At 29.2% G+C, this 25,671-nt stretch carries 22 protein-coding genes; 16 read left to right on the forward strand and 6 right to left on the reverse strand.

What is annotated here, in order from left to right:
- Positions 1 to 331: 331 nt before the first annotated feature.
- Positions 332 to 742 carry an FMN-binding protein gene (locus ACTG46_RS03275; protein WP_054269115.1) on the reverse strand — a complete coding sequence of 137 codons (411 nt, stop codon included), beginning with the start codon at positions 740 to 742 and terminating at the stop codon, positions 332 to 334.
- Between the two features lie 81 nt (positions 743 to 823).
- Positions 824 to 1,453, reverse strand: a complete 630-nt coding sequence (locus ACTG46_RS03280; protein ID WP_479923601.1) for a TetR/AcrR family transcriptional regulator — start codon at positions 1,451 to 1,453, stop codon at positions 824 to 826.
- Positions 1,454 to 2,463: 1,010 nt separating this feature from the next.
- Between ACTG46_RS03280 and ACTG46_RS03285 the strand changes: the two genes are divergently transcribed.
- The 16 genes from ACTG46_RS03285 to ACTG46_RS03360 all read left to right on the forward strand — a co-directional run bounded on the left by ACTG46_RS03285 (position 2,464) and on the right by ACTG46_RS03360 (position 20,420).
- A complete protein-coding gene (locus tag ACTG46_RS03285; protein WP_223152721.1) occupies positions 2,464 to 3,798 on the forward strand; it encodes a phosphoadenosine phosphosulfate reductase in 1,335 nt (444 codons plus the stop codon).
- Positions 3,795 to 4,322: an IbrB-like domain-containing protein gene (locus ACTG46_RS03290; RefSeq protein WP_074179088.1), complete on the forward strand. Its 528-nt coding sequence runs from the start codon at positions 3,795 to 3,797 to the stop codon at positions 4,320 to 4,322. The genes ACTG46_RS03285 and ACTG46_RS03290 overlap by 4 nt, the downstream gene beginning before the upstream one ends.
- Positions 4,323 to 5,259: 937 nt before the next feature.
- Positions 5,260 to 5,481, forward strand: a complete 222-nt coding sequence (locus ACTG46_RS03295; protein WP_479923602.1) for a spore coat associated protein CotJA — start codon at positions 5,260 to 5,262, stop codon at positions 5,479 to 5,481.
- On the forward strand, positions 5,481 to 5,744 hold the full coding sequence (locus ACTG46_RS03300; protein WP_054269121.1) for a spore coat protein CotJB: 264 nt from the start codon (positions 5,481 to 5,483) through the stop codon (positions 5,742 to 5,744). Before ACTG46_RS03295 ends, ACTG46_RS03300 begins: the two co-directional genes overlap by 1 nt.
- Positions 5,745 to 5,803: 59 nt before the next feature.
- Positions 5,804 to 6,376, forward strand: coding sequence for a manganese catalase family protein (locus ACTG46_RS03305; RefSeq protein WP_054269122.1), 573 nt, complete (start codon positions 5,804 to 5,806; stop codon positions 6,374 to 6,376).
- Positions 6,377 to 6,608: 232 nt separating this feature from the next.
- Entirely contained in the window at positions 6,609 to 6,947 is a 339-nt protein-coding gene (locus tag ACTG46_RS03310) for a winged helix-turn-helix transcriptional regulator (RefSeq protein WP_219673752.1), read from the forward strand.
- Positions 6,940 to 8,175: a beta-ketoacyl-ACP synthase II gene (gene fabF, locus ACTG46_RS03315; RefSeq protein WP_054269124.1), complete on the forward strand. Its 1,236-nt coding sequence runs from the start codon at positions 6,940 to 6,942 to the stop codon at positions 8,173 to 8,175. The genes ACTG46_RS03310 and fabF overlap by 8 nt, the downstream gene beginning before the upstream one ends.
- 242 nt (positions 8,176 to 8,417) lie before the next feature.
- The gene (locus ACTG46_RS03320; RefSeq protein ID WP_479923603.1) at positions 8,418 to 9,992 is read left to right on the forward strand and encodes a ClC family H(+)/Cl(-) exchange transporter; all 1,575 of its coding nucleotides are present in this window, start codon (positions 8,418 to 8,420) and stop codon (positions 9,990 to 9,992) included.
- 194 nt (positions 9,993 to 10,186) lie between these two features.
- Positions 10,187 to 10,936: a GNAT family N-acetyltransferase gene (locus ACTG46_RS03325; RefSeq protein WP_479923604.1), complete on the forward strand. Its 750-nt coding sequence runs from the start codon at positions 10,187 to 10,189 to the stop codon at positions 10,934 to 10,936.
- A 276-nt stretch (positions 10,937 to 11,212) separates the two neighbouring features.
- Entirely contained in the window at positions 11,213 to 12,223 is a 1,011-nt protein-coding gene (locus ACTG46_RS03330) for a M56 family metallopeptidase (RefSeq protein ID WP_479923605.1), read from the forward strand.
- A 292-nt stretch (positions 12,224 to 12,515) separates the two neighbouring features.
- Positions 12,516 to 13,085: a GrpB family protein gene (locus tag ACTG46_RS03335; RefSeq protein WP_054275862.1), complete on the forward strand. Its 570-nt coding sequence runs from the start codon at positions 12,516 to 12,518 to the stop codon at positions 13,083 to 13,085.
- Positions 13,086 to 13,726: 641 nt separating this feature from the next.
- Complete coding sequence (locus ACTG46_RS03340) at positions 13,727 to 14,734, forward strand: nuclear transport factor 2 family protein (RefSeq protein ID WP_054269128.1); 1,008 nt, start codon at positions 13,727 to 13,729, stop codon at positions 14,732 to 14,734.
- 39 nt (positions 14,735 to 14,773) lie between these two features.
- The gene (locus ACTG46_RS03345; protein ID WP_479923606.1) at positions 14,774 to 16,234 is read left to right on the forward strand and encodes an ester cyclase; all 1,461 of its coding nucleotides are present in this window, start codon (positions 14,774 to 14,776) and stop codon (positions 16,232 to 16,234) included.
- A 223-nt stretch (positions 16,235 to 16,457) separates the two neighbouring features.
- Entirely contained in the window at positions 16,458 to 17,720 is a 1,263-nt protein-coding gene (locus ACTG46_RS03350) for an MFS transporter (protein WP_479923607.1), read from the forward strand.
- Positions 17,721 to 17,764: 44 nt separating this feature from the next.
- Complete coding sequence (locus ACTG46_RS03355; protein WP_054269130.1) at positions 17,765 to 19,363, forward strand: sodium:solute symporter family protein; 1,599 nt, start codon at positions 17,765 to 17,767, stop codon at positions 19,361 to 19,363.
- A 34-nt stretch (positions 19,364 to 19,397) separates the two neighbouring features.
- Complete coding sequence (locus tag ACTG46_RS03360) at positions 19,398 to 20,420, forward strand: LacI family DNA-binding transcriptional regulator (protein ID WP_054269131.1); 1,023 nt, start codon at positions 19,398 to 19,400, stop codon at positions 20,418 to 20,420.
- Positions 20,421 to 20,643: 223 nt separating this feature from the next.
- On the opposite strand, the gene ACTG46_RS03365 is transcribed toward ACTG46_RS03360, so the two are convergent.
- From ACTG46_RS03365 to ACTG46_RS03380, 4 genes are all read right to left on the reverse strand, one after another.
- Positions 20,644 to 22,362, reverse strand: coding sequence for a M56 family metallopeptidase (locus tag ACTG46_RS03365; protein WP_479923608.1), 1,719 nt, complete (start codon positions 22,360 to 22,362; stop codon positions 20,644 to 20,646).
- Entirely contained in the window at positions 22,363 to 22,737 is a 375-nt protein-coding gene (locus ACTG46_RS03370) for a BlaI/MecI/CopY family transcriptional regulator (protein ID WP_219673757.1), read from the reverse strand.
- A gap of 625 nt (positions 22,738 to 23,362) precedes the next feature.
- Complete coding sequence (locus tag ACTG46_RS03375; RefSeq protein ID WP_479923609.1) at positions 23,363 to 24,472, reverse strand: sensor histidine kinase; 1,110 nt, start codon at positions 24,470 to 24,472, stop codon at positions 23,363 to 23,365.
- 375 nt (positions 24,473 to 24,847) lie between these two features.
- Positions 24,848 to 25,558: a LytR/AlgR family response regulator transcription factor gene (locus ACTG46_RS03380; protein ID WP_479923610.1), complete on the reverse strand. Its 711-nt coding sequence runs from the start codon at positions 25,556 to 25,558 to the stop codon at positions 24,848 to 24,850.
- Positions 25,559 to 25,671 lie beyond the last annotated feature (113 nt).

Raw genomic sequence — 25,671 nt, forward strand, 5'->3', positions numbered from 1 at the left:
GACCTTGAAGAAATTTATAAAAGCACTTTTAAATATTTTGTTTAAAAGTGCTTTTTTTAATATAGTAGCTCTTATGTAGATGATACAAATTTTCTATATTTATTTTCTATTTTAGAAAATTCTTGATATCCATTTCAAAAACTTAAAACTCAATAATAATGATTATTGATAGATTTGCAAAATTATAATTATTCTTAGAATATTTTATAACATATTCATTAAAGGTAAACTTTTCGGTAATGTTAAACATCACCTCTAAATTAATTTACTATTTTTGATTCTATTGTAGAAATATGGTATATCTACACACAACATACACAACAAGATGCACTTACTTGATTAACCCTTGTTTAAGTGCATCTTCTATTGCTTTTTTTATAACTTTGCTTGAGTTTGTAGCACCTGATATAGCATCTACATCTATTTTTTGCTCATTGAGTACTTCATCAATGACTTTCTCAGCTTTTTGACCTCTTTCATTTTTATGTTCCAATATATTGATGTTTGTAATTTTACCACTGTTTACAACAACTTCTACCTTAGCAGAGATAAGATTTACATTGCAATTCCCAATATAAGTTCCATCTTTAACATCAGAAAGCTTTATATTTTCAAAGGTCATATTCTTTACTGTCTGTTGATAGTCATGTACTCGTTTCATATAGATTCCAAAACATATAAAACCTATCAATAAAACAACAACAATAGTACGATAAATGATTTTTTTACTTTTAATTTTCATTTTAATACCTCTCAATTTTTTAGTTAAAATATTTGTATTTCTTTATTTTTAATATATATAATCACTTATTTGATGATGGAATTATTTTGAGATAGAGCGATAGAGTGTGTCAAATCCATATTTTAGAAATTCTTCTTTAGAGAGTTTGAGTTCTTGTTTTATATAAGCTTCTTTATTAGTTGCTGTTTGTATCAAACCAGATAACATTCCCCAAAATGAAAAAATAGTAGGCATAATTTTAATATCGTCTCTAAGCTCGCCTGATAGGATACCATAACTTACAAATTGCTTTATTTTATCGTTGATTTCCTCACCAACACGGAAAGTTTCTTTTTCTTCAGGTAAATAGTCTGTATTTTCAAAGTCAATGTTTATTTCGTCAAGAGCTATTTTGAAGTAAAATGGAAATTCTTCTTGGTATCTTAGTAGAGAATTGCAGATAAAATCATATCTTGCTCTCGTACTTTCTTGTTCTTCTAAAGAGTGGGTAATGTATGTATGTAGTTTTTTCATGCTTTCAAGTACTAGTACACCTACAATTTCTTCTTTGTTTTTGAAATATACATATATGGTAGCTTTACTATAGCCAGCTTCTTTTGCAATATCATCCATTGAAGTAGCCTCAATCCCTTTTTTCATAAATAAAGTTTGGGCTGATGAAGCAATGTTTTCACGATGTACACTTCTTGGTTCTTTTTTTCTTCTTCCCATGATATAATCCTTCCTTAAAATTAATTAAACTGGTAGTTTAATTATAATTAGGGTTAGTTATTTTGTCAATCAGTATTTGGGAGTTATTGTATAATAGAAAGCACCAAAGAATGATGATTTATGGTTTATCATTATTGATGCCATTTATGTTAATTTATTTTATGTTTTTAGAGTTTTTTTATATCATGAAATATGGATAAAAAAATTCTGTTTTCTTCTTTTATAAATATGAAAAAAGCCGTTAACATTGTTGGACTAACGGCTCATATTAAAGTATTAAATTTAAATTTGTCTGAGTTACATTATATTTATTAGTTGTAGGTTTTTTGTTTTGTCTATGTACTCAAATACCAAGTATACCCGTACATATCAAGTACTTCAGCACCACCATCATTTTCATCTGGAGGTGGGTGAGGTAAAAATTTTTGCACAAGCGTGTATACCCATCTTTACCCATGTATTCAATTATTTGAGACAAGCTAGGTTTATTGTTTTTTTCAAGCATACGTTCGTACATTAGATTTCACTCCCTAAACATGTAATTTGTAATTAGAATTAATATCCTAGTGATAATTTATAGTATAAGTTTAAGTCCTTGTTAAGTTTGTAAGTAAGCTGAGGGCTATTTTTTATATACATTTTCATAAAGTATCTTATTTTTACTTTTAGTATAACAAAGTAATTATGATAACTAGTATAACAAAGTAATTATGACAACAGTCTGTCATGTTTTGTAAGTATTGTCTATATGATATGTATAAAATACAAAGTAGTTAATATTAATAATAATATTGATGGCTAGAAAATATTATATTTATATTTGTTGGAAAATAATGTAAAAGAATGATAAAATAGAGTTTATAATATAAAAGTAAAATTATATTATAATTATATGTATTTGTTGGATTTATGTATTTAAATACTGTAGAATTTATGTTAATTATCGCTAAAAAAGCATAATACTACGGTGTAAGGTTTTATAAACTTCTAATTGAAAGGGGAGAATTCAAATGGATAAAAGATACTTAAAATCCAATGTGTTTGAAGCTTTTCAAGATAGACTTTCTTATATTTTCAGTGAATTTGATTATGTCTATGTGTCTTTCAGTGGAGGAAAAGATAGTGGTTTATTATTGAATTTAGTTTTGGATTATAAGAGAAAGCATAATATAAGTTCCAAAATTGGAGTATTTCATCAGGATTTTGAAGCTCAATACAGTATGACAACTGAGTATGTTGAAAAAACATTTGAAGAGAATCTTGAAGATATTGAGCCATATTGGGTGTGTTTGCCGATGGCCACAAGAACGGCTGTAGGAAATTATGAAATGTTTTGGTATCCATGGGATGATGAGAAAGAAGAGTTATGGGTAAGAAAAATGCCAGTCAAAGAATACATAATAAATCAAGAAAATAACCCATTTGTCTATTATAAATATAAGATGAGGCAAGAAAGTTTGGCAAAACAATTTGGCAGATGGATGAGGGACAAGCATAAAGGTGCAAAAGTTGCTTGTTTATTAGGAACAAGAGCGTCGGAATCATTACAACGCTACTGTGCTATTGTAAATAAACAGCATGGATATAAAGGAAAGTGCTGGATAACGAATCAATTTAAAAATGTATGGACAGCATCTCCTATATATGATTGGGAAATAGAAGATGTTTGGCTAGCTAACTATAAGTTCAACTATGATTACAATAAAATTTATGATTTATTTTATAAAGCTGGTGTAGCTCCAAGAAGTATGAGAGTAGCATCTCCATTTAATGATTCAGCGAAGGATAGTCTAAATTTATATAGGGTATTGGACCCAGATGTATGGATGAAATTGGTTGCTAGAGTACAAGGAGTCAATTTCACCTCTATTTATGGAAAAACAAAAGCTATGGGGTACCGAAGTATTTCATTGCCAGATGGACATACTTGGAAAAGCTTCACTTATTTTTTACTTGACACTTTACCTGAAAATATAAGAAAAAATTATATTAAGAAATTTTCAACATCTATTGATTTTTGGCACAATAGAGGAGGAGGCTTGCCAGAAATCGTTATACATGAATTGATAATGAAAGGATATAAAATAGAATTAAATGGAGTTTCAAATTATACAAAAGATAAAAAAATTAGAGTTAAATTTTTAGGTGATATACCTGATGATACAGATGATATCAAGTTTACCAAAGATATTCCAAGTTGGAAGAGAATGTGCTATTGTATTTTAAAAAATGACCATATGTGTAAATTTATGGGATTTAGTCCTACAAAAGAACAAAGAGTTAGGACAGAATATATTAAGAAAAAATATGAAAAAATTCATGAGATAGGAGTTAAGGTGCTATGAAACAGAAAAGTCCCGTATATGGAATCATTGCAGTACCCATTGAAAAGATAGAATCTAACGACTATAATCCAAATACAGTAGCCCCACCAGAAATGCAGTTGTTATATAAAAGTATTAAAGAAGATGGGTATACAATGCCAATTGTTTGTTATTATAATCAGGAAAAAGACAAGTATGTTATTGTAGATGGTTTCCATCGTTATAGAGTAATGCTTGAAAATAAGGATATCTATGATAGAGAGAATGGACTTCTTCCTGTTTCAATAATTGATAAATCTCTTGATGAGAGAATGGCAAGTACTATTCGACATAATCGTGCAAGGGGCTCACATAATGTGGATTTAATGAGTAGTATTATAACTGAACTGTGTGAAATTGGAAAATCTGATGAATGGATATCAAAGCATCTAGGTATGGAGATTGATGAAATTCTTAGATTAAAGCAAATAACTGGATTATCTTATTTGTTTAAGGATAAAGAGTTTAATAATTCATGGATTCCGTCTGATTCTGATAATATGTAAGAAAATTAAAAGTATACATTAAAAATTAAGAGTTTTAAGTTTATATATAAATACAGAGAAAGGGTTGTCTCAAAATGAATTTTTTGGTTCATGAGACACTCTTTTTTTTATGAAATTAAATATATTTTCATCATTTTAATAATGAAAAAGAGGCTTATCTATATTTTGAGATAGCCTCTTTTTTATTTGTATAAATGTTAATACCATATATGAATGTAGAAGTCTTAATACGATATTTGTATAAATGCTAATACCATATATGAACGTAGAAGTCTTAATATTATATTTGTATAAATGCTAATATCATATACGAATGTAGAAGTCTTAATACTATATTTGTATAAATGTTAATATCACATATGAATGTAGAAGTCTTAATATTATATTTGTATAAATGCTAATACCATACATGAATATAGAAGTCTTAATACTATATATGAAGATATGAATTTTAAGACTAGATAATGAAAATGTAATTATTAAAATCATATATGAAGCATGCTTTTATAATGCAACTAAATAAAATTATAAAATAAATAGACTTGTTTTATTTAAGCTAGATTTAGATTTTATAAAATAAAAATATAAGGTTTGATAAATTTTAAAAATAATTTATTTGATAGAAAAAATAGCATTAAAATATCTGTTTATAAGGATTTAAGTAATAAAAAGTAACATTTTGACGAGAAATAAATATTATATAGTAAATAGTAATTGTGTTATAAGAAATTGTATAAATTCTATACTGATTATTTAGAATGAATATTTATACAAAATTAGTTGAGTAGACAAATTTTAAGAATAAAAGAGGAACAAAAAAGATACTCGTTTATTTCTGTTAAAGTTCTATTAAAACCACTGATTATAATATAACACAAGTATAAAATTATTAAAAATAATACTATTTTAAAATTCGAAAAATTAAGGAGGATAATTAATGGAATATTTAAAAGAGGATAAACAAGATTATTGTTATGAATTTGCTAGACCATACATTAATCGTCAAATTTATGATGACACATACAATCCAAAAACAGCATTAATAAGAGGTACTTTATTTCCTGAGTTGGATTTAATAGAGTCAAATAACTACAATGATTGGTTATATAAAAATCCTAAAAATAGAGTTAGAGAGAAAAAAGGGGGTAGTATGTACTAATGTCATTAAATAGAAGAGAACTTTTAGAGAGAATTTCAGAATATCAATTTGCTTGTATAGAATTAAATTTATATTTGGATAACAATCCAAGAGATGAGGAAGCTCTTGATTCATACAGTAGATACTGCGATAAATTTACACAAGCTATGTGTGATTATGAGTCTAAGTATGGGGCATTAATTAATTTTGGTTATGAATCAAGTGAATATCCTTGGTCATGGGTATCAGAGCCTTGGCCATGGGATAAGTCATTTTATAAATAAAATTATACAGTATTAAGATTAGATTTACTATTAAATATATTAAGGAGGAGTAAGATAATATGTGGATTTACCAAAAAACACTGGAACATCCAGTTAACATAAGACAAGCAGACCCTAGAATGGCAAAATATATAATGACTCAGTTGGGAGGACCTAATGGTGAGCTGGCAGCTGCAACTAGATATCTTCAACAAAGATACACTATGCCAACAGGAAAATCTCGTGCACTTTTAACTGATATAGGTACAGAAGAAATGGCTCATGTTGAGATAATTTCTTCAATGTTATATCAATTAATAAGTAGCTGTACTCCAGAAGAGCTTAAAGCTGCTGGACTTGGAACTAATTATGCTACTTTTGGACATGGTCTTCAGCCAGTTGATTCTAATGGAGTAAACTTTACTACAAGTTATATTAATGTCTTTGGCGATGCTGTAACTGATTTACATGAGGATATGGCTGCTGAACAAAAAGCATTGGCTACGTACTATCAATTAATAAATTTAACTGATGACCCAGATTTGAAGGATATCTTAAGATTTTTAGGTGAGAGAGAAGTAGTGCATTATCAAAGATTTGGTGAAGCACTAATGGATGTTTACGAGTTTACAGAATGTAAACATCAGTTCTAATAAAATAATAAAAGGAAGGTGCTTCAAAATGAGCTTTTAGTTTATGAGGCATCTTCTTTTTGTATGAAATAAAATAAATCAATCTCTTTATATATAAATTAGTCTTATAAATAATTAAATAAATATAAAAAATTTAAGAATTAAAATATGTCAACTTGACATGATAATTATGATAGAATATAATACTTACTAAAAGTAAGTATATGATTTCGAGCTAATTAAGGAGGAGAATATGGAAAAATATTTACCTGCTTGTCCAGTAGAAATAACGCTACAAATGATAGGTGACAAATGGAAGTTTTTGATATTAAGAGAATTAATAAGAGATAAAAAACGTTTTGGAGAATTAAGTGAATCAATTGATAATATAAGTCAAAAAATGTTGTCTCAAAATCTAAAAAGTATGGAAGAAGATGGTCTAGTGCATCGTGAAGTATATGAACAATTTCCACCTAAAGTTGAATATTCTTTGACTGAATTAGGGATGACTTTACGACCTATATTAGTTTCTCTGTTTGAATGGGGCAATATGTATAAAGAGTATAGTGAAAAGGAGAGTAAAGATGAATAGAGTAGTAATCACTGGGATTGGAATAGTATCCCCTATAGGAAATAATATTGAAGAATTTTGGAGTAATGTAAAAGCAGGTAATCATGGTATACAGATGATAGATAGGTTTGATACTAAAGATTTTCCTGTAAAAGTAGCAGGGCAAGTAAAAGGTTTTAATCCTTTATTATCATTCTCTAAGAAGGAACTTAGACATAATGACTTGTATTGCCAATATGCAGTAGAAGCTACAAGACAGGCTATTTCTGACTGTGGAACTGATTTTAAGGAATTAGACCCTTATCGTATAGGAGTTATAGTTGGTAGTGGGATAGGTGGAATAAATACTTTGGAAAGTGAATATGGAAAATTTATTGAGAAGGGAAGTAGACGAGTTTCACCATTTACGATACCAATGCTAATCTCAAATATGGCTGCTGGAACGATTGCTATTAAATATGGATTTAAGGGAATCAATTATGCTTTAGTATCTGCTTGTGCGACATCTACTCATACAATAGGGGAAGCATTTGAGGCTATTAAATGTGGAAGATTAGATGTCTGTGTAGCTGGTGGTTCTGAAGCAGCTATAACTGAATTTACATTAGCTGGATTCAATAATATGAAAGCATTGAGTGATAGTGACGACCCTGACAGAGCATCAATTCCTTTTGATAAAGATAGAAATGGATTTGTCATGGGTGAGGGAGGAGCTATTTTAATACTAGAGAGTTTAGAAAATGCAAAGAAAAGAAATGCAAAGATTTATGCAGAGGTAATCGGGTATGGTGCTACAGAAGATGCATACCATATTACTAGTCCAGACCCTACAGGAGAAGCAGCTTGTCAGGCTATCTTGATTGCATGTAATGAGGGTGGAATTAATCCAAGTGAGATTGATTATATTAATGCTCATGGTACTTCTACTCCAATTAATGATAAATACGAGACGAATGCGATAAAACTGGCATTAAAAGATTCAGCTAACGATGTACTTATAAGTTCTACAAAGTCAATGACAGGGCATTTGTTGGGAGCAGCAGGGGCATTGGAAGCAATAGTTTGTGTAAAAGCTATAGATGATAATTTTGTTCCTATGACTGTAGGTTATAAGAATTTTGACCCAGATTGTGATTTGAATTATGTTGTTAATGGTGGAATTGAGAAAGAAGTGAAATACACTATTTCTAATTCATTAGGATTTGGTGGGCATAATGCTACTATTTGTATAAAGAAGTTTGAGGAATAGTAGTAAGAATAAGCAAAATTAAAATAAGACTTTCCTTTATTTTTCCAAAAATGTATTGTATTATTGATTCAGTAGTAAATGCAATGAAATCATATATCAATAATCATTTAGTATTTGCATTATAGTATCATTTAGTTATATTTATTAAATATAAAGAGTAAATAATAAAGATTATATATTTAGTGAATTAAGAGCTATATTTGTTGATATTGTACAGAATTATTGGGAGAAGGAGGAAAAGCATGAAAAAAGATACATCTCATGTTATCAAACGGGCAGAGAACTTTCAGGTAATTTTGATTGGAGAAGGACTGATAGTTGGTGCTGTGGCTGGTTTGATTGTACTTTTATATAGGATACTTTTGGGGCGAGCTGGTATCTGGCTTAGCCAAATTTTGACGTTTGTAGAAGGTTCTACAATAAAAATAATAGCTTGGTTTGCAGTGCTTGCACTACTTGCTTGGATTGTAGCAAAGCTTGTAGACTTAGAGCCAATGATTTCTGGAAGTGGTATTCCTCAGCTTGAGGGAGAAATGACAGGAAAAATCAAGCAGGTATGGTGGCGTGTGTTGCCAACTAAATTTATTGGAGGATTTTTGGCACTTATGGGAGGTCTTGCATTGGGAAGAGAAGGACCTTCTATTCAGCTTGGTGCTATGGCAGGGAAAGGTATCTCTAGAGCGCTTGATAGAGGTAAGACAGAGGAAAAATTTCTGTTAACCTGTGGGGCAAGTGCTGGATTGTCAGCAGCATTTCATGCACCATTAGCAGGTGTTATGTTTTCACTTGAAGAAGTTCATAAGAACTTTTCAGTGTCTGTTTTAATTTCTGTGATGACAGCATCTTTGACGGCAGATTATATCTCAGCTAATTTTCTAGGGATTGAGTCTGTGTTCCAGTTTGACATTGGTCATGTATTGCCACAGAATTATTATGGATTGATAGTGATTCTAGGTGTGATTCTTGGAGTTATGGGAGCATTTTATAACTGGTTTACTTTATATGTGCAGTCTTTATATAAAAAGATTCCTAAAATCGGTACATTTGGTAAACTGATGATTCCATTCAGTATGGCTGGTATTCTTGGACTTATGATGCCTCAAGTGCTAGGAAGTGGGCACAATTTGGTGGAGTCACTTACAAGTCATGAATATCTTTTTGGGATGGTTGTTTTGATTTTTGTCGTACGCTTTATATTTTCAGCTGTTAGTTTTGGGTCAGGTGCACCAGGTGGCATCTTTTTTCCGTTGCTTGTTTTAGGAGCATTTATAGGTGGAATATTTGGAATGATAGGTGTTAAGGTTTTTGGAATGAACCCAGATTATATAAATAATTTTGTGCTTTTGGCTATGGCAGGATATTTTACAGCTATTGTACGTGCACCTTTGACTGGTATTATATTAATTTTTGAAATGACGGGTTCTGTTAGTCAAATGCTTTCACTATCTGTAATTTCGATTGTGGCATATATTGTGGCTACTCTTATGAAATCAAAACCTATTTATGAAAGTCTTTTGGAGCGATTACTTGAGAAAAATGGAGAACCTGCTCCTAAAGAGAGGGGAGAAAAGATACTAGACCAGTTTTCTGTTATGTTTGGTTCTCCTGTTGCAAACAAAAAAATTCAGGATATACAATGGCCAGAGAATTGTCTTCTGGTAGCTATTCAAAGAGGTGGCGAAGAGATTATTCCTAGAGGGAAAACTATTCTTAAGCCAAGTGATATAATTGTGACTATGACAGATGAGAGAGACAGTGGTGTTGTGTATGATAGGATGGAGAATTTGTGTAAAGAGAATACTTCCCATATTTTATAGATAAGTGATAATATTAAATTGAGTAAAGAGTTAGTTATTGAGTGGTATGAGAAAATGAAAGTGTAGGATTTTAGATGTAAAGAGTTTGAAAAATAAATTGATTGTATGTAAAATGGTAGATTACATTTTATTGAAATAGTAAATTAAAGTTTATTGAACTAAAAAAATAAATTTAGAAAAAGGAAGATTTAAGTATGTGTGATGAATTTGTAAACTTGACAGTAGAAAATCTTGCCAATGAACATTTATGTTGTATTATCCGTACAAGAAAGCTACATCAAGGTATTGAAGCCAAAAAGCAATGGATTTCTGAAAGATTAAGAGAAGGGCATACCTTTAGAAAATTGAATGTCAAAGGGACTGTATTTATTGAGTATGCACCCCTTGAGACTGCATGGGTTCCAATTACTGGCGATAACTATTATTATATCTATTGCTTATGGGTATTGGGTGATTATAAAGGAAAAGGGTATGCGAAATCGTTAATGGAGTATTGTGTGGAAGATGCTAAAAAGAATGGAAAATCTGGCGTTTGTATGCTTGGGGCAAAAAAACAAAAAGCATGGCTTTCAGACCAATCATTTGCGAAAAAATTTGGATTCGAGGTCGTCGATACTACTGATAATGGATATGAGCTACTTGCACTTTCTTTTGACGGAACAACACCAGTGTTCAAGCAAAATGCAAAATCGTGTGAAATCGAGAGTGAGGAACTAACTATTTATTATGATATGCAATGTCCATTTATCTATCAAAATATTGAACGATTAAGAGATTATTGCACAACACATGATGTTCCAGCTTCATTTATTCAAATAGACACATTACAAAAATCAAAGGAATTACCTTGTGTTTTTAATAACTTCGCATTATTTTACAAGGGGAAGTTTGAAACAGTAAATTTAATAGATGTTGCGTATTTGAAAAAAATGCTAAATAAATGATAGAGAATAATATTCTATATCAATGTAGTGGCGGAAGTCTTTTGATTTTCCGCCATATTTGTGTGCAGACAAATGGATGGTTCTAATGATGACTTAAAATAACATAATTAAGAGGGTTATTTTAGAAATCTTATAATTTTAATTTAGAGTATGTATTCATTTTTTATATCTTATAAATAAGACATGATTTTTTAGAAATTCAAGTATTGTACAGATAAGATTGACTTATATTGACGTATTTAGTTATTCTAGATTTAAAAGAAGAGAGGTGGCTATATGAATTTGATTTTGAATGATATTCTTAGGACTGTTGTATTAAGTGATTTGTGTATAGTTATCCTATTGAGTTTTAGAATGACTATATTTAAAAGGTTTAGCAAAAGATTTAATTATTATGTTTGGTTGATTGTGATTATTAAGTTATTACTACCATTTACATACTATACTTTTACATTTAATAGGAGTGAATATCAATATACTATTAGTAAGGTGTATTTAGAAAATTTTAATACTATCTTTACTTCGAAAAACAGTATTTTATTATTTATTTGGATTGCTAGTATAATAGTATATTTGGTTTATATTAGTTGTAGATACATTAAGATTAAAATTTTTATAAATGATTTATCCTATGATGTTGAGGATAATGAGATAAAAAATCTTTATGAGAATTTATTAAAGGAGCTTAGTATAAATAAAAAGATACAACTTAAATATTCTTATGAAGTTGAAACACCAGTGTTTTTTAATTCAAGTGTCATTTTACCTCCTTATGATTATACATTAAAGGAGCTGGATTGGATATTTAGACATGAGCTTATGCATTTTAAGAGTAAAGACCTTTATGTTAAGTATTTGGTGCTATTTTTAAAATGTGTTTATTGGTTTAATCCTTTTATATATATAATGGAGAAGTTTATAGATTTGGATTGCGAATTTTATTGTGATGAAAGGGTTTTAAAGAACCGTACTGTAGAGGAGAGACAGGACTATGCGCTTACTATAATAAGTGCGATGAGGAAAGGTTCAAGTCATTCAAATAAGTTTGTGGCTGGTTTACATAAGGAGTCAGATATTAGAAAAAGAGTGTCTAATATGTTTAATGAAAGATATAGAAATGGTGTTTTTATGGTGGTAATTTTATGTTTGTTATCTTCTATTACATATTTTAGATTTGATACAATCTGTTATAATCCATTGATTTATCCAATGCATAAGCAGTCACCTATTGAAAATAGAGCTAATTCAAAACCAACATATGAGTTTAATATTCATGTAGATGATTAATATATAAAATTATCATATAAAGAGGTTTTAGGCATATAAAATTGATAATCAGTTTTTTTGTGCATTAAGTAATTATGAAGAAGTATTTATTAATTTATTATATAAATTAAGTAATTTTGATTATAAAGAGTTTTATTCTTACCTGTGACAATATAAATCATATTTTTAGATATTTTCTTTGATTATGGTATTTTAGTTGTATAATACATTATTGTCTATAAAGGTGTTAGTTATAGTAATCAAATGGATAAATAGAGTATTTAAAATAATTAGTTTATAAGGAGAAATATTTATGAGAAAGCAATTGGAAGAAATGACTTTAGAAGAATTATGGGAGTTGTTCCCAATAGTTTTAACTGTTCATAAGGAATGTTGGAAAGATTGGTTCAAAGAAGAAGAATGTAGATTAACTGGGGTATTACCTATGCAAAATATTGTTAGAATAAGTCATATTGGAAGCACTGCTGTGAGCACAATCTATGCCAAGCCAATTGTTGATATACTTATTGAGATAATGAATGATTGTAGCATAAAAGAGATTAAAAAGTTAATTGAATCAATGGGATATGTTTGTATGTCTGAGAGTAGTAGCAGGATTTCACTTAATAAAGGATATACAATAGATGGTTTTGAAGAACGAGTTTTTCATTTACATATAAGGTATGCAGGTGATAATGATGAGTTGTTTTTTAGAGATTATTTAATTGACAATACAAGTGTAGCTAAGGAGTATGAAGAACTTAAGTTAAATCTATGGAAGAAGTATGAGCATAATCGTGATGCTTATACAGATAGTAAGTCAGATTTTATTAAAGAATTTACTGAAAAAGCAAAGGTATTGTATTCTAATAGGTATATTTAGAGATTTATTTATATATTTTTATTAGGTTACTTATTGATTTTTAATGTAGGTAAGTTATATAAGGGTAGAAAGATTAAGTTTATTAAATTGTATGAAGTTATATACAAAGGGATGTTAGATTGTTTAGATTATATGAATTTAAATAAAAAATGGTAGTCAGATTACTTAGGGCATATGAACTTAAATCAAAAAGAAAAATTAGCTTTAAGATTATATAAATGTAAATCAAAATGTTTAAACATATTGATTAGACTATATGAATTTAAAACAAAAAGGACAGTCAGATTGATTGTCTTTTTTGTTTTAAAATCTTTAATATTTAAAATGAGGATTTAATCTATACATAGTTAACAAGCAAATTTTTTAAAATTAGATGAAATAAAAAATGCAATATTATAAAACGATAAAGTATAATTTTTGTTAAAAGATATAAGAAATATATATATTTAAGCAAATATATACAATAATTTACATCTTTATAATAACATTTTCTTTACAAGTTTTTAGAGATGTGATAATATTTAGAAAAGTGCATATGTATTCACAATAATTACTGGAAAACGCTTAAAATATGAAAAAATAGATAACGTATGCATAAAATAAGCAAAATTTAAAATTGATAAATTTGGGAGGATATAGTTATGGGAAAATATCAAGGTTCAAAACAAGTTGTAAGAAACTACTTCGAAGCATTAGAAAATGCAAATGTAGATGGAGTTAAGAATGTTTTAAATGAATACATGAAATCAGACTATAATTGGAAAGGTGTATATCCATTTCGTGAACAAGAAGGAATTGAAAATGTAGCAGATGTATTTTGGAAACCTTTAAAAAATTCATTAAGTAATATGCAAAGGAGACAGGATATCTTTATTGCAGGGACTAATGAAATTGACAATAGTGAGTGGGTCATGAGTATGGGACACTTTATGGGACTTTTTGATAATGACTGGCTTGGGATTAAGCATACTCGTAAAATGATTAGTTTAAGATATGCAGAATTTAACTGTGTACAGGATGGAAAAATTTCTAAAACTGGATTATTTGTAGACATAATCGGATTTATGATTCAAGCAGGAGTAAATCCATTACCTCCACAAACTGGTTCATATTTTGTATATCCAGGACCAATTGACCATAATGGATTACTTTTTGAAGATGCTGATGAAATTGAAGGAGTGAAAACTTTGGCATTAGTGAATAAAATGGTAGATGATTTATCTGAGTTAAATGAAAGTGGTGCTATGGGATGTCCTCCAGAAGTACTTGAAAAATCATGGGCTAAAGATATGATTTGGTATGGGCCAGGAGGGATTGGTGCTTCTTATACTATACCTAGATATCAAGAACAACACCAATTACCATTTAGAAACAATTTAAAAGGAAAGACTTTTAATGGACATGCATGTAGATTTGCAGAAGGAAACTTTGCTTGTTTCTTTGGATGGCCTAATTTGACTAATATACCATGTGGAGGTTTTTTAGGATTGCCAGGTGGTGAGGTTAAAGCAGATATGCAGGTAGTTGATGTGTATTATCGTAAAGGGGATAAGCTTCAAGAAAACTGGGTACTAATTGATATTCCTTATTGGCTAAAACAACAAGGTCTTGATATTCTTGAGAGAACTAAAAGTATTTTTAATGCTTAATTATGCATACGTATGCTTAAAGAGGTGGAGGAATATAAAATGACATCCAATAATAAAAATGATGGAATAGTAAAAGCGCAAGAAAAAGAAAGTTCTATAAGTGAGCTTGAATCAGAAAAAGTTAAGGGAAAACATAAATCTAAAGTAAATCAAACTAATTTTAGTAATATGGATAAAAATGAAGCTACTGATAATGAAATTACTAAAAATCAAATTACTAATAATGAAACCACTGATAATAAAACTACTAAAAATCAAATTAATAATAATAAAACGACTGATAATAAAACTACTAAAAATCAAATTACTGATAATAAAACAGGCATACATAAAACTGAGGAAGATAAATCTAATATAAATATTACTACTGAAAAAAATGAAAAAGTTGTATTTAAGGGGGAATATAATATGGAGTCTACAAAAATTTACTATGGAGATTCACTAGAAGTAACACCTGTTGGAGTGATGGACTACAATGATTTTTCAAAACAGACAAAAAGGGAGCAAGAAATACCTGGATTTGATTCTAAGTATAGGGATTTTGTAGATTATATTATGAAAATAACACATAATATTTGGGAAGAAAAAGGTATAGGGGTTATTTATGATACATATCACAATAATGTTACAATGCACTGTGGTTCTTCTAATTTAGTCGGTATTAAAGATGTTATTTCCAATACTCTTCAAACATTACATGCGTTTCCTGATAGAAGATTAATTGGGCAAAATGTAATATGGTCTAACTTTGGTGCTGATGGTTTTTTATCTTCTCACCGTGTTTTATCTACAGCAACTAATCTAGGTGATAGTAATTTTGGACCAGCAACAGGTAGAAAAATAAACTTTAGAACTGTGATTGATTGTGCTACAACAAACAATAGAATTCATGAAGAATGGTTAGTTAGAGATAATTTATGGATTGTCACTCAATTAGGATTAGACCCTCAAGAAGTAGCAAAAGGTATGGCAAAAGCAAGTGCATCTAAAGTACTTAGTTTACAATCAACATATGGTATCTGTGAATCTATGGATGGTCAATTCATGCCAGCTAAGTATCAAGCAAAAGATGAGTCTGTTGGTGAAATGATGCTTGAAATGACAAGTCGTATTTATAATTATAAATATATAAATGAAGTTAAAAAATACTATCATGATAATGCAGTAGTCCATTTTATATGTGATAAAGATTTAAATGGATATGATGAGATACAAGGCATGATTGTAAGTTTACTTGCTTCAATTCCAAATGGAAGTTATGAAGTAGAAAGAGTAACCTGCAATCAGAGGGAAAAAAATGAAGGATATGATGTATCTGTAAGATGGAGATTACGTGGAATAAATGAAGGGATAGGTTTCTTTGGACAACCTTCTGGAAAGCCTGTGGAAGTAATGGGAATCAATCATTATCATGTATTACAAGGTAAAGTAAAGGAAGAATGGATAACTTTTGATGGCATGGATGTTCTAAAGCAAATGTATATGGGTGTGGAAGAGTAAGTTTATTAGAGTATAAATAGTCTTGAAATCTATATAATGAGTATTTTTTTATAAATTTGAGAAATAGATGTATATAGCAAATAATGGATAAATTCTTAGATGTACTATGGTATATAACGAATAACAGGATAAATTCTTAGATGGACTATGGTATATAACGAATAACAGGGTAAATTCTTAGATGGACTATGATTAATATTAAAAAGGGGGATTTATAAAGAATATGAAAACAACAGTTGGAATAGAAAATGATATCATATTAGGAAAGGACTATTCAAACCTAAAAAGAGGAATTGCATTTTTTTCAATTGCTTTAATATACTTTTTTTATTGCTACAACTTTATGGTAGGTACTTTTATTAAACCAACAATGATTTATGCCCTAGCAGAGGGTGGATTTGGTTTTTCATTGAAACAAACAGAAGAAATATTTGCTGTGATGTCTTTTGGTACAATTCCAGGAACGTTTATTTTTGGAGTGATTTCAACAAAAATCGGAAAAAAGAGAACTTTAATTAGTGTTGCTTTATTAATTGGATTGACAACATTTATACCAATGTTGTCTCCTACAAATATCATGTTATGGAAAATTGCACGTTTGTGCACAGGAGTAGTACTAGGTGGTGTATTTGGAACAGCTATGCCTTTGGTTGCAGATATGTTCCCAAGTAAATATCGTGGTAAGTTAGCTGCTATATTGACTGCCTTATTTTCATTAGCTATGATTTTTGGTGGAAAAGTGTATGGAGTATTGGGTGATCCAAATTGGCAAATATTGATGTATACTGCAATTATACCACCTATAGTTGGAGGTATCTTAGCAATTTTCTTTGTACCAGATGATTTGGAGTATACAAAAGAATTAGTTAAAAAGGGAAAAGAAACTGGCGAAAAAATTAGTTATATAAGTATGTACAAGGGAAAATACTTATGGATTGGTATAGGAACAATTCTTTTATCAGGGGCTAATTTTACAGCATATTCAGCATTTTCAAATAATGCAACTACATACTTAGTAACAGGACTAGGAATGACATCAGTAGTAGCTGGTTCTCTATATAGTTTACAAGGAATTGGTCAATTAGTAGGATATTTATTCTGGGGCTCTATAGCAGATAAATTTGGGAGAAAAGTACCTTTTATAGGTATGGCATTAGCAGCAGTATTTGTTTTTATATATACAAAATTAGGAGGAGACAATATAACAACATTCTACATGATATCAGTATTGTTAGGTCTTGCTGTTGGATATTCTGGGGCATGGGGAGCATACTATACAGAACTGTTCCCAAGTAAATATCGCTCACTGTCATCTGGGATGTCGTTTAATGGAGGAAGAATTATATCTACCTTTGCAATACCTGCAATAGCTGGGACAGCTTCTGGTGCTTTAGGTATGATAACTATTTTTTATATATCAATAGCAGTATTTGTAGCAGGTGCTATTGTATGGTTATTCTTACCAGAAACATTAAATAAGAAGTAATAAAATACTGACAAATTTTTTTGTTACTTAGAAAGGGGTGGCTTATGATTTCATCAATTGATGTGTGTATTATAATAGGATATTTGCTGTTAATGTTAGTTATTGGTTATTATTCAGGAAAAGATAATAAAAATCAAGAAGATTATTTCTTAGCAGGTAGGTCAATGCCGTGGATTCCGATTGCTTTATCAGTTGCAGCTACTATGATTAGTGCAAATGGCTTTATAGGTGGTCCTGGATGGGCATATATGGATGGGATGTATCCAGTAATGGTTAATATTACAGTACCTTTAGCAATATTTTTTGCACTGAGCATTACCACCCCAGTTATTTATAGATTAAAGATAACATCTGTATATGAATACATGGGATTTCGTTTGGGAAATTATTCAAGAGGGTTAACTATTATTCAATTTTTTATTAATTCATTGATTCAAGCGAGCTCTATGGTATATATACCAGTGCTTATTATTCAGATGATTACTGGTTGGTCGCTTTATATTTTAGTTCCAATTGTTGTACTTGTATCAATTATATACACGTTATTAGGGGGAATTAAAGCAGTTATATGGACTGATAGTATTCAAATGCTAGTAGTAATAAGTGCTGTATTTATAGTAATTATTGTAGCTTTAAAAGGAATGAATCTTAGCTTTTTTGATACCCTACAAATTGCACAACAGAGTGGTAAATTAAATACATTTGATTTTAGCACAGATTTCTCAGTTACAAATACTTTTTGGGCTACTTTAATTGGTGGAACTATAATGTGGATAAGATACTTCTGTTTTGACCAAGCTCAAGTACAAAGAGTTTTAACATCTAAATCTTTAAACAGTGCAAAAAATTCTTTTGTAGTCAGTGCATTTGTTATGAATCTAGTTTATTACTTTATGCTATTGGTAGGAGTGATTTTATTTGTCTTCTATGATGGAAGAGCATTTGAAACTTCAAATGAAATAATGATTACTTTTATTTTGAATGAACTTCCAGTAGGAGCGATTGGAATTATTATTGCAGGTGTGTTTGCAGCAGCAATGTCTAGTATTGACTCTATATTAAATAGTATGACAACTGTTTTTACAAAAGATATTTATGAGTTTTATTTTAAAAAAGATGGTAAAGAATCATCATTAAAAGTAACAATGATTATAACCATAGTTATAGGTGTTGTTATGACAGGTTTCATTATTATGGGGTTTGGAGGAAGCATTAAGTCAATTCTTGACCTTGTTGGTAACTATATCTCATACTTTGCTGGACCAGCTACAGGTGCATTTGTACTAGCAATGTTTACATATAAGGCTCATGATAAAGGAGTATCTATTGGTTTTATTGTAGGATTAGTTTTAGGGTTTTTTATTTCTAATAAATATAACGTGAGCTGGTTGTGGAATCCAGCAATAGGTGCTACAATAACATTGATATTTGGATATATTTTTAGTATCATCTTAAAAAACAATAATAATGTAGAGGATATTAAAAAATATACTGTACTTGGTATGAGAAAAGAACTTATTTCTAAAGGGATGGATAAAGTAGATGGAGTGTCCATACTACCATTTTCTTTAGGTAAGCAAGAATTAATTGTATTAGCTTTTTTCATTATCCAATATATTATCTTATTTTTAATACAATTTTAAGAAGAAATACTAGATATTTAAGGAGAAATACTAAATGAATCAAAAGAAAGTTCATTATAATAAATCAGCTACATCAAAAGATGTTGCAAGATTGGCAGGAGTATCTCAATCATCTGTTTCAAGAGCATTTGGTAGTGCAAATGGAAAGGGTGTAAAACCTGAGGTAAGAGAAAAAATTTTTCGTATAGCGGATGAAATTGGATATGTCCCTAATCTAGTTGCAAGAGGAATGATTAGTGGAAAAACAAATGTCATAGGGTTGATAGTGGGAGATAGCTTAGGTCCGTTTTACAATAGGATTATTGACCTATTTGTAGAAAAAATTCAAGAAATTGGTAAGCAATGTCTTGTTTTTAAAGTTCCTAGACAAGAAAGTATAGACAGTATAATCTCAAAAGTAATTCAGTTTCAAGTGGAAGCAGTAGTTATTACCGCTTCAGCTATGAATAAGGTTATGGCTGAGACATGTGAAGAAAATAATATTCCTGTTATACTTTTTAATCGTTTTATACCAGGTATAAAAATAAGTACAGTCTATGTAGACCCAATTGAAGGTGGTGGAATGGCTGCTGAGTATCTTATTAACAAGGGGCATAGCAATATAGGATATATTCAATTTACAAGAGAAACTAGTGAAGAAATGGAAAAGAAGATTGGATTTTATTCTAAGTTAAGACAAAATGGGATTCATAGCCTTAAAGAGGAATCAGCAAACTATGATTATGAATCTGGTTATGAGGCAGGGAAAAGAATGTTAGCATTATCAAACCCTCCAACAGCAATTTTTTGTACAAGTGACTTAATAGCTACTGGTGTGATGGATGCAGCGAGATTTGAATATAAATTGAGGATACCAGAGGATTTATCAGTAATAGGATACGATGATATTCAGATGGCTTCATGGAAAAGCTATAGTTTAACAACAATTAGACAACCATTAAATTTATTGATTGACAAGACTATTAATATACTTAAAGTTTTGCTAAATGAGGATAAATGTGAACCAATAGTTGAGATGCTTAAGCCTGAATTAATTGAAAGGGATTCTACGATTTAAATAGGAGTTAGTTTAAATATATAACATAGTTTTATAAGAAATCAAAAAACTGTTATTAAAATGATTTTTATAATCAATTAATAACAGTTTTAATTATTTATATATTTTGTAAGGCAATTAGATATTAGATTTTAATAGTATTTTTTTGTTTACTATTATTTTAGTATGCCAAAGAGAATCTTATTAATAAGAATTATTGCTAAACTATTTCTGTCATAAAATTTTACTTAAATTCAACATCAGTATACCCCGTTAGAGAAATAGCGATTTGAGTCGCTTCTGTACCTTTTTTATACTTAAATCCAGTATTTGTTTTAGTAAAATAATTAGGATAAACCAATAAATCATATATTAAGAAGTTTTTATCTGTAGCTATTAGGGAAATCTTGCTATTATCATACTTATTTTTTGAAGTAAATTGAATGCCTGCATTTGCAGCGTTAATATTTATTATATCTGTACAATTAGCTGGCAAATTATAACTAAAGTCACCATTACGAACTTTGACATTCATAACACGTTTTACATTTGGAACATAAAGCTTAACAAAGTCTGTCTTACCCATTAATGAAACTTTACCAGATATACGAACAATCCATTTACCATTCTCTTTTGTAATATGAACATCATAGTATTCACCATCATAACTAGCTTTTATTTCATTTGAAGAAGAAGGGAGTATCTCCAAACCTCCATTATAAATATCAAAAGACATATCGAGATTTTGTATATTGTCTGGTAATTTACCACTACTAGAAGTATCGATATTCTGTGTATTGTCTGTTACTTTATTGTTGTTTTTCTGTGTGTCTAAATTCGAGTTATTATTAGTAGGATTAGAATTTATATTTTTGTTTTTATTGTTATCAACTGGAATTTGTAGTACTGTATATGCTCCAATAGCCGTTGCTCCAACTGTAAATAAAACAGTTATTACAATTGTAAAAAAGACTACTAAATTTGATTTTTTTCTAAAATTCATAATCGCACCTAACCTTTCTTTGAGTAATTTCTTGCTTTCACTTAGAGTGACAGAAGCAAGAGACTCTTTATATTTTCCAACAGTGGCTATAGAGTTTAGTAGAGTCTTTCCATAGTCTTGTACATTACTTGAATCAAGTTTTTTGACAATTGCTTCATCACATGCAAACTCACATGCTTTGTTAATTTCTTTTCCCATAAGATATACAAGAGGATTAAACCAGTGTAAGCAGACTGTAATTTGTACTAGCCATTTATAGAGCATATCAAATCGGCGATAATGTGTAAGTTCATGTAGAACAATATATTGAAAATCTTTTTCTGCAATATCGACCCTCGGCAGTACAATACATGGTCGGAAAAATCCAATCAGTAATGGAGAAGAAATAAGTGGGTTGATGCAAAGTTCTATGACTTTTTTTATTCTTATTTGACTTCCAAGAATTGCAAGTCTGTCTAAGAGTTTTGTGTCTGAGACAGGAGCTTGTCCAGCTTTTATGTATTGCACGAAGCTTTGGTAAATTGTTATTTTTCGTATGAATAGGATAAGGGCAATTACCAACCAAATTATCCAGATATTATTTACTAGCAAAGTAATTATGTCCTGTACTGCTTGGTTACTGGTGAATAGCTCCATTTTATTTATATATTTTTGATTGCTTCGTTCATTATTTATAGTTGGGGTATTTTTATCATCATTCAAAATATCTTGATTTTGTTGTGCAGGTGGATATTTTTCAGTATGATATGTAGTATTGTCGAATGTTTGAAAAATGGTTCCCATTAAGTTTGTTTCTGGTGTAAATGGTAATAGTAGTCTCATAATGACAATTAACCAGATATAATACTGCCACTGCCTGCTTATTTTGTCTTTAAAAATTTGCTTGCATGAAAAAAGAATGAGAATAAGCAGTGAACCAGAAAGGGACATTGATAAGAATACTTTCAGTACATTATTCATTTATCTTTTTCCCCCCTCCAAAAGTTCCTTTAGCTCATCGTATTCTTCATCAGTCAACAAATCACTTTGAATTAAATTAGAGACAAGTCCTTTAACATTTCCTTCATAGATTTTATCGAGTAATTTTTTTGTTTGACTTGTTTGATATTCAGATTCTGATATAAGGGGAGAGTATTCATTTCGGCGTCCTAATTTTTTTGCTTTTAGATACCCTTTATCCATAAGTCGAGCTAAGAGCGTTATTAGAGTGTTTTTTTGCCATGTTTTGCCTATTGATGTTAGCTCGTCTAAAAGAGATGCAAAAAGTACTGGTTTATCATGTGTCCAAATAATTTTCATAATTTCAAGTTCAGCATCTGATAGTTGTTGAATCACCTAAATCTACCTCCTATTGTATGACATTATATCATTTTATTTTAGTATAATGCTATGTCATACATTTGTCAACAAACTTATTTAACTTAGAAGGAGTGATAGTTGGAAGTGAGGATTTGTTGGTGAAATAATCAAACTATGCTTGTTAGAAGAATAGAATGGTAGATAGAAAAAACTAATATAAGAGGGATATGGAAAAGTTAATAAAAAGAGGTAATAGTAAATAGATGTGGGAAGAAGAGCACAATTACGAAAGGAGGTAATAAAGAAAAATGAGTAATTACAAAAATAAATAACAAGAGGAAAGGTGTAATTATAAAAATAAAGAAGTGATTATAAAAGTAAATAACAATAATAAAGAAGTAATTATGAAAATAAAGAAGTGATTATAAAAGTAAATAACAATAATAAAGAAGTAATTATGAAAATAAAGAAGTGATTATAAAAGTAAATAACAATAATAAAGAAGTAATTATGAAAATAAAGAAGTAATTACAAAAATAAATAACAAGAAAAAAGAAGTAATTATAAAAATATAGAACCAATAACTAATAAATACGGTTATTGATTCTTATATATATGCAAGTTTTTTATGTGATTTGTATATGAGTCTTATGCTAACAAACTAAAATAATCTAATATAAAGAAATAAAGAAAATTCATTATCTGTATAAGAGATGTTCAACTCTCCATTATACTTATCGACAATTCCTCTAATATTCTCAATACCATATCCATGAGAATTACTATCTTTTTTATCTGAAACAAATAATTCATGTTTTTTATTAATAGGATTTACTTTATTATTTGTCAACAAATAGCTAAAATACTCTTTCTCACAACGAGCCTTTAACACCACTTTTCTATTTGATAAATCTGATATTTTTAAAGATGCTTCTATAGCATTATCCAAAGAATTTGAAAAAATAGTACACAAGTCTATAGGCTCTATACCTAAGTGATTGTCTATATCTATATTAAAATGGACATCAACTCCATTTTCTTCTAACTTTGTATGACGAAGATTTAAAATTGAATTAAGAGCTTGATTTTTACAAAATCGCTTGCCACTAAGAGTGCCAAGTCCTATTTTCAACTGATTAAAATATTCTTTAGCTCCATCAATATCTTCCACCTCTAAATACGATTCAATCATTTGAAAGTGGTTATTCATATCATGACGTATTTTACGTATTTGAATCTGTTGATTTTCTAGTAAGTTGTAGTATTTTTCTTTTATGTGATTTGCTTGATTTTCTATCTTCATCTTTACATTTTCAATTAATGGTTGTAAAAGAAGTATTACACCAATATTTGCTATAATTGCTGATAAAATGATTATATAAGTGCCATAAGAATCACCTAAGATAATATTGTTTTTACTACCCATAGGAATTAAGTTAGTTGGTGGCAGAATAATAGCAATTAATATTGATAAAAATGAAGCTATACAGACCATGTCTATAAAAATCCATATCTTGTTTGATAGGTACTGTTTTATGTTGACTAATCTATTTTTTAAGAACATGTGTATAAAAAACCAAAACAATAATTTTATTATAGCAGAGACTATCTTAACAATTGAAAGTATTAAAAGATACTCACTTGAACAGATAAGTTCCCTATATAGAGGGTTGTTTATAAAAAGAAAATTGATACCAACTATAATAGGGTAGAGTATCATGATAATTGATACTATGGGAATCAATCTACTTTTACTACAGATTATAAGCATTATCATATACCCAAGTAATGTAAATAAAATATTTACAGGGTCGGAAGCCCATATTATCATCTGGCTGATAATAGAGTAACCAAAAATCAATATGACTTTAAAAATCCAATGGTTTCTAAAGTCTATAAAATAAGAAGTCAACTTATAAAGAAAAAAAGCTATGTAAATATTAATTAAAACGATGATAAAAGTTGTGCCATTATTAAGTAAAGAATAAGAGTTCATCTAAGATACCTTTCTAAAAAATCGTATTCTAATATGTATTTTAAAACTAAGATTTTAATATATTATCTTGAATTTAAATTTTTAATATATCTTTAAAAATAAAGATTCTAACTCATTCTTGAGTTTAAGTTTTTAATATCATTTTTAAAATTAAGTTTCCAATATATACCTTGTAAATTTTCCTACAACTTCTTGATACTTTTGACGGCTTATAGGAATTTTTTCATTATGAACTTTAGCATAAGTTTGATTTACACTATCTACATGGTTTAGATTAACAATATACCTTTGATGTGTGCGTACAAAGTTAGATGGAAGAACAGTTTCCATATCGTTTAACTTCCCATAATATTCTAAAGCTCTATCAGAGGTCACTACAGTCAATTTTCTTAGCTCACTTTTAAAGTAGATAATGTCTTTCAGATTGATTTTACAAAGGTTAGTTCCAATTTGAACTGTAATAAAGTTTTCTTTCCATTGTTCTAATTTTTTTAGTGCCTCTTTTAGTACCTCAGATATTTTTTCACTTTTGTAAGGCTTTAAGATATAGTTCAAAGCACCTACATCATACCCATGAAACACATAATCAGAAAAACCTGTGACAAAGATAATTATAGTATCTTCTGAGTATCTTCGTATAGTCTTTGCTATATCAACACCATTGCTTTCTCCAAGTTCAATATCTAAAAAAATAATATCCATATAATAGCTTTCTTGCTCTAGGTTGTATATTAGGCTTTCACCATTTGAATACTCTTTTATTTGGCATGGGTAACCCCACAAATCCATTTCCCTTGTAATGATTTTATTTAACATATTTCTTTGTTGTTTTTCATCATCACAAATACAAATCGAAATCAATGTGTAATCTCCTTTCAAGTTTTATGTTTATATAATTAAGTATATAATATATCTTGCTACCTAGATATATATAATGAGATAACAAATATATCCAAGTAGCAAAATAAGTTTTC

The organism is Clostridioides sp. LIBA-7678 (genome assembly GCF_056716065.1).

Bases quoted from the DNA above. Each gene is read 5' to 3' on its own strand.
- ACTG46_RS03365 (WP_479923608.1), bottom strand. From the start codon at position 22,362: ATGAATAATGTACTGAAAGTATTCTTATCAATGTCCCTTTCTGGTTCA.
- ACTG46_RS03360 (WP_054269131.1), top strand. From the start codon at position 19,398: ATGAATCAAAAGAAAGTTCATTATAATAAATCAGCTACATCAAAAGAT.
- ACTG46_RS03305 (WP_054269122.1), top strand. From the start codon at position 5,804: ATGTGGATTTACCAAAAAACACTGGAACATCCAGTTAACATAAGACAA.
- ACTG46_RS03355 (WP_054269130.1), top strand. From the start codon at position 17,765: ATGATTTCATCAATTGATGTGTGTATTATAATAGGATATTTGCTGTTA.
- ACTG46_RS03340 (WP_054269128.1), top strand. From the start codon at position 13,727: ATGGGAAAATATCAAGGTTCAAAACAAGTTGTAAGAAACTACTTCGAA.
- ACTG46_RS03275 (WP_054269115.1), bottom strand. From the start codon at position 742: ATGAAAATTAAAAGTAAAAAAATCATTTATCGTACTATTGTTGTTGTT.
- ACTG46_RS03300 (WP_054269121.1), top strand. From the start codon at position 5,481: ATGTCATTAAATAGAAGAGAACTTTTAGAGAGAATTTCAGAATATCAA.
- ACTG46_RS03320 (WP_479923603.1), top strand. From the start codon at position 8,418: ATGAAAAAAGATACATCTCATGTTATCAAACGGGCAGAGAACTTTCAG.
- fabF (WP_054269124.1), top strand. From the start codon at position 6,940: ATGAATAGAGTAGTAATCACTGGGATTGGAATAGTATCCCCTATAGGA.
- ACTG46_RS03280 (WP_479923601.1), bottom strand. From the start codon at position 1,453: ATGGGAAGAAGAAAAAAAGAACCAAGAAGTGTACATCGTGAAAACATT.
- ACTG46_RS03375 (WP_479923609.1), bottom strand. From the start codon at position 24,472: ATGCTTATAATCTGTAGTAAAAGTAGATTGATTCCCATAGTATCAATT.
- ACTG46_RS03325 (WP_479923604.1), top strand. From the start codon at position 10,187: ATGTGTGATGAATTTGTAAACTTGACAGTAGAAAATCTTGCCAATGAA.
- ACTG46_RS03335 (WP_054275862.1), top strand. From the start codon at position 12,516: ATGAGAAAGCAATTGGAAGAAATGACTTTAGAAGAATTATGGGAGTTG.
- ACTG46_RS03310 (WP_219673752.1), top strand. From the start codon at position 6,609: ATGGAAAAATATTTACCTGCTTGTCCAGTAGAAATAACGCTACAAATG.
- ACTG46_RS03290 (WP_074179088.1), top strand. From the start codon at position 3,795: ATGAAACAGAAAAGTCCCGTATATGGAATCATTGCAGTACCCATTGAA.
- ACTG46_RS03345 (WP_479923606.1), top strand. From the start codon at position 14,774: ATGACATCCAATAATAAAAATGATGGAATAGTAAAAGCGCAAGAAAAA.
- ACTG46_RS03295 (WP_479923602.1), top strand. From the start codon at position 5,260: ATGGAATATTTAAAAGAGGATAAACAAGATTATTGTTATGAATTTGCT.
- ACTG46_RS03330 (WP_479923605.1), top strand. From the start codon at position 11,213: ATGAATTTGATTTTGAATGATATTCTTAGGACTGTTGTATTAAGTGAT.
- ACTG46_RS03350 (WP_479923607.1), top strand. From the start codon at position 16,458: ATGAAAACAACAGTTGGAATAGAAAATGATATCATATTAGGAAAGGAC.
- ACTG46_RS03285 (WP_223152721.1), top strand. From the start codon at position 2,464: ATGGATAAAAGATACTTAAAATCCAATGTGTTTGAAGCTTTTCAAGAT.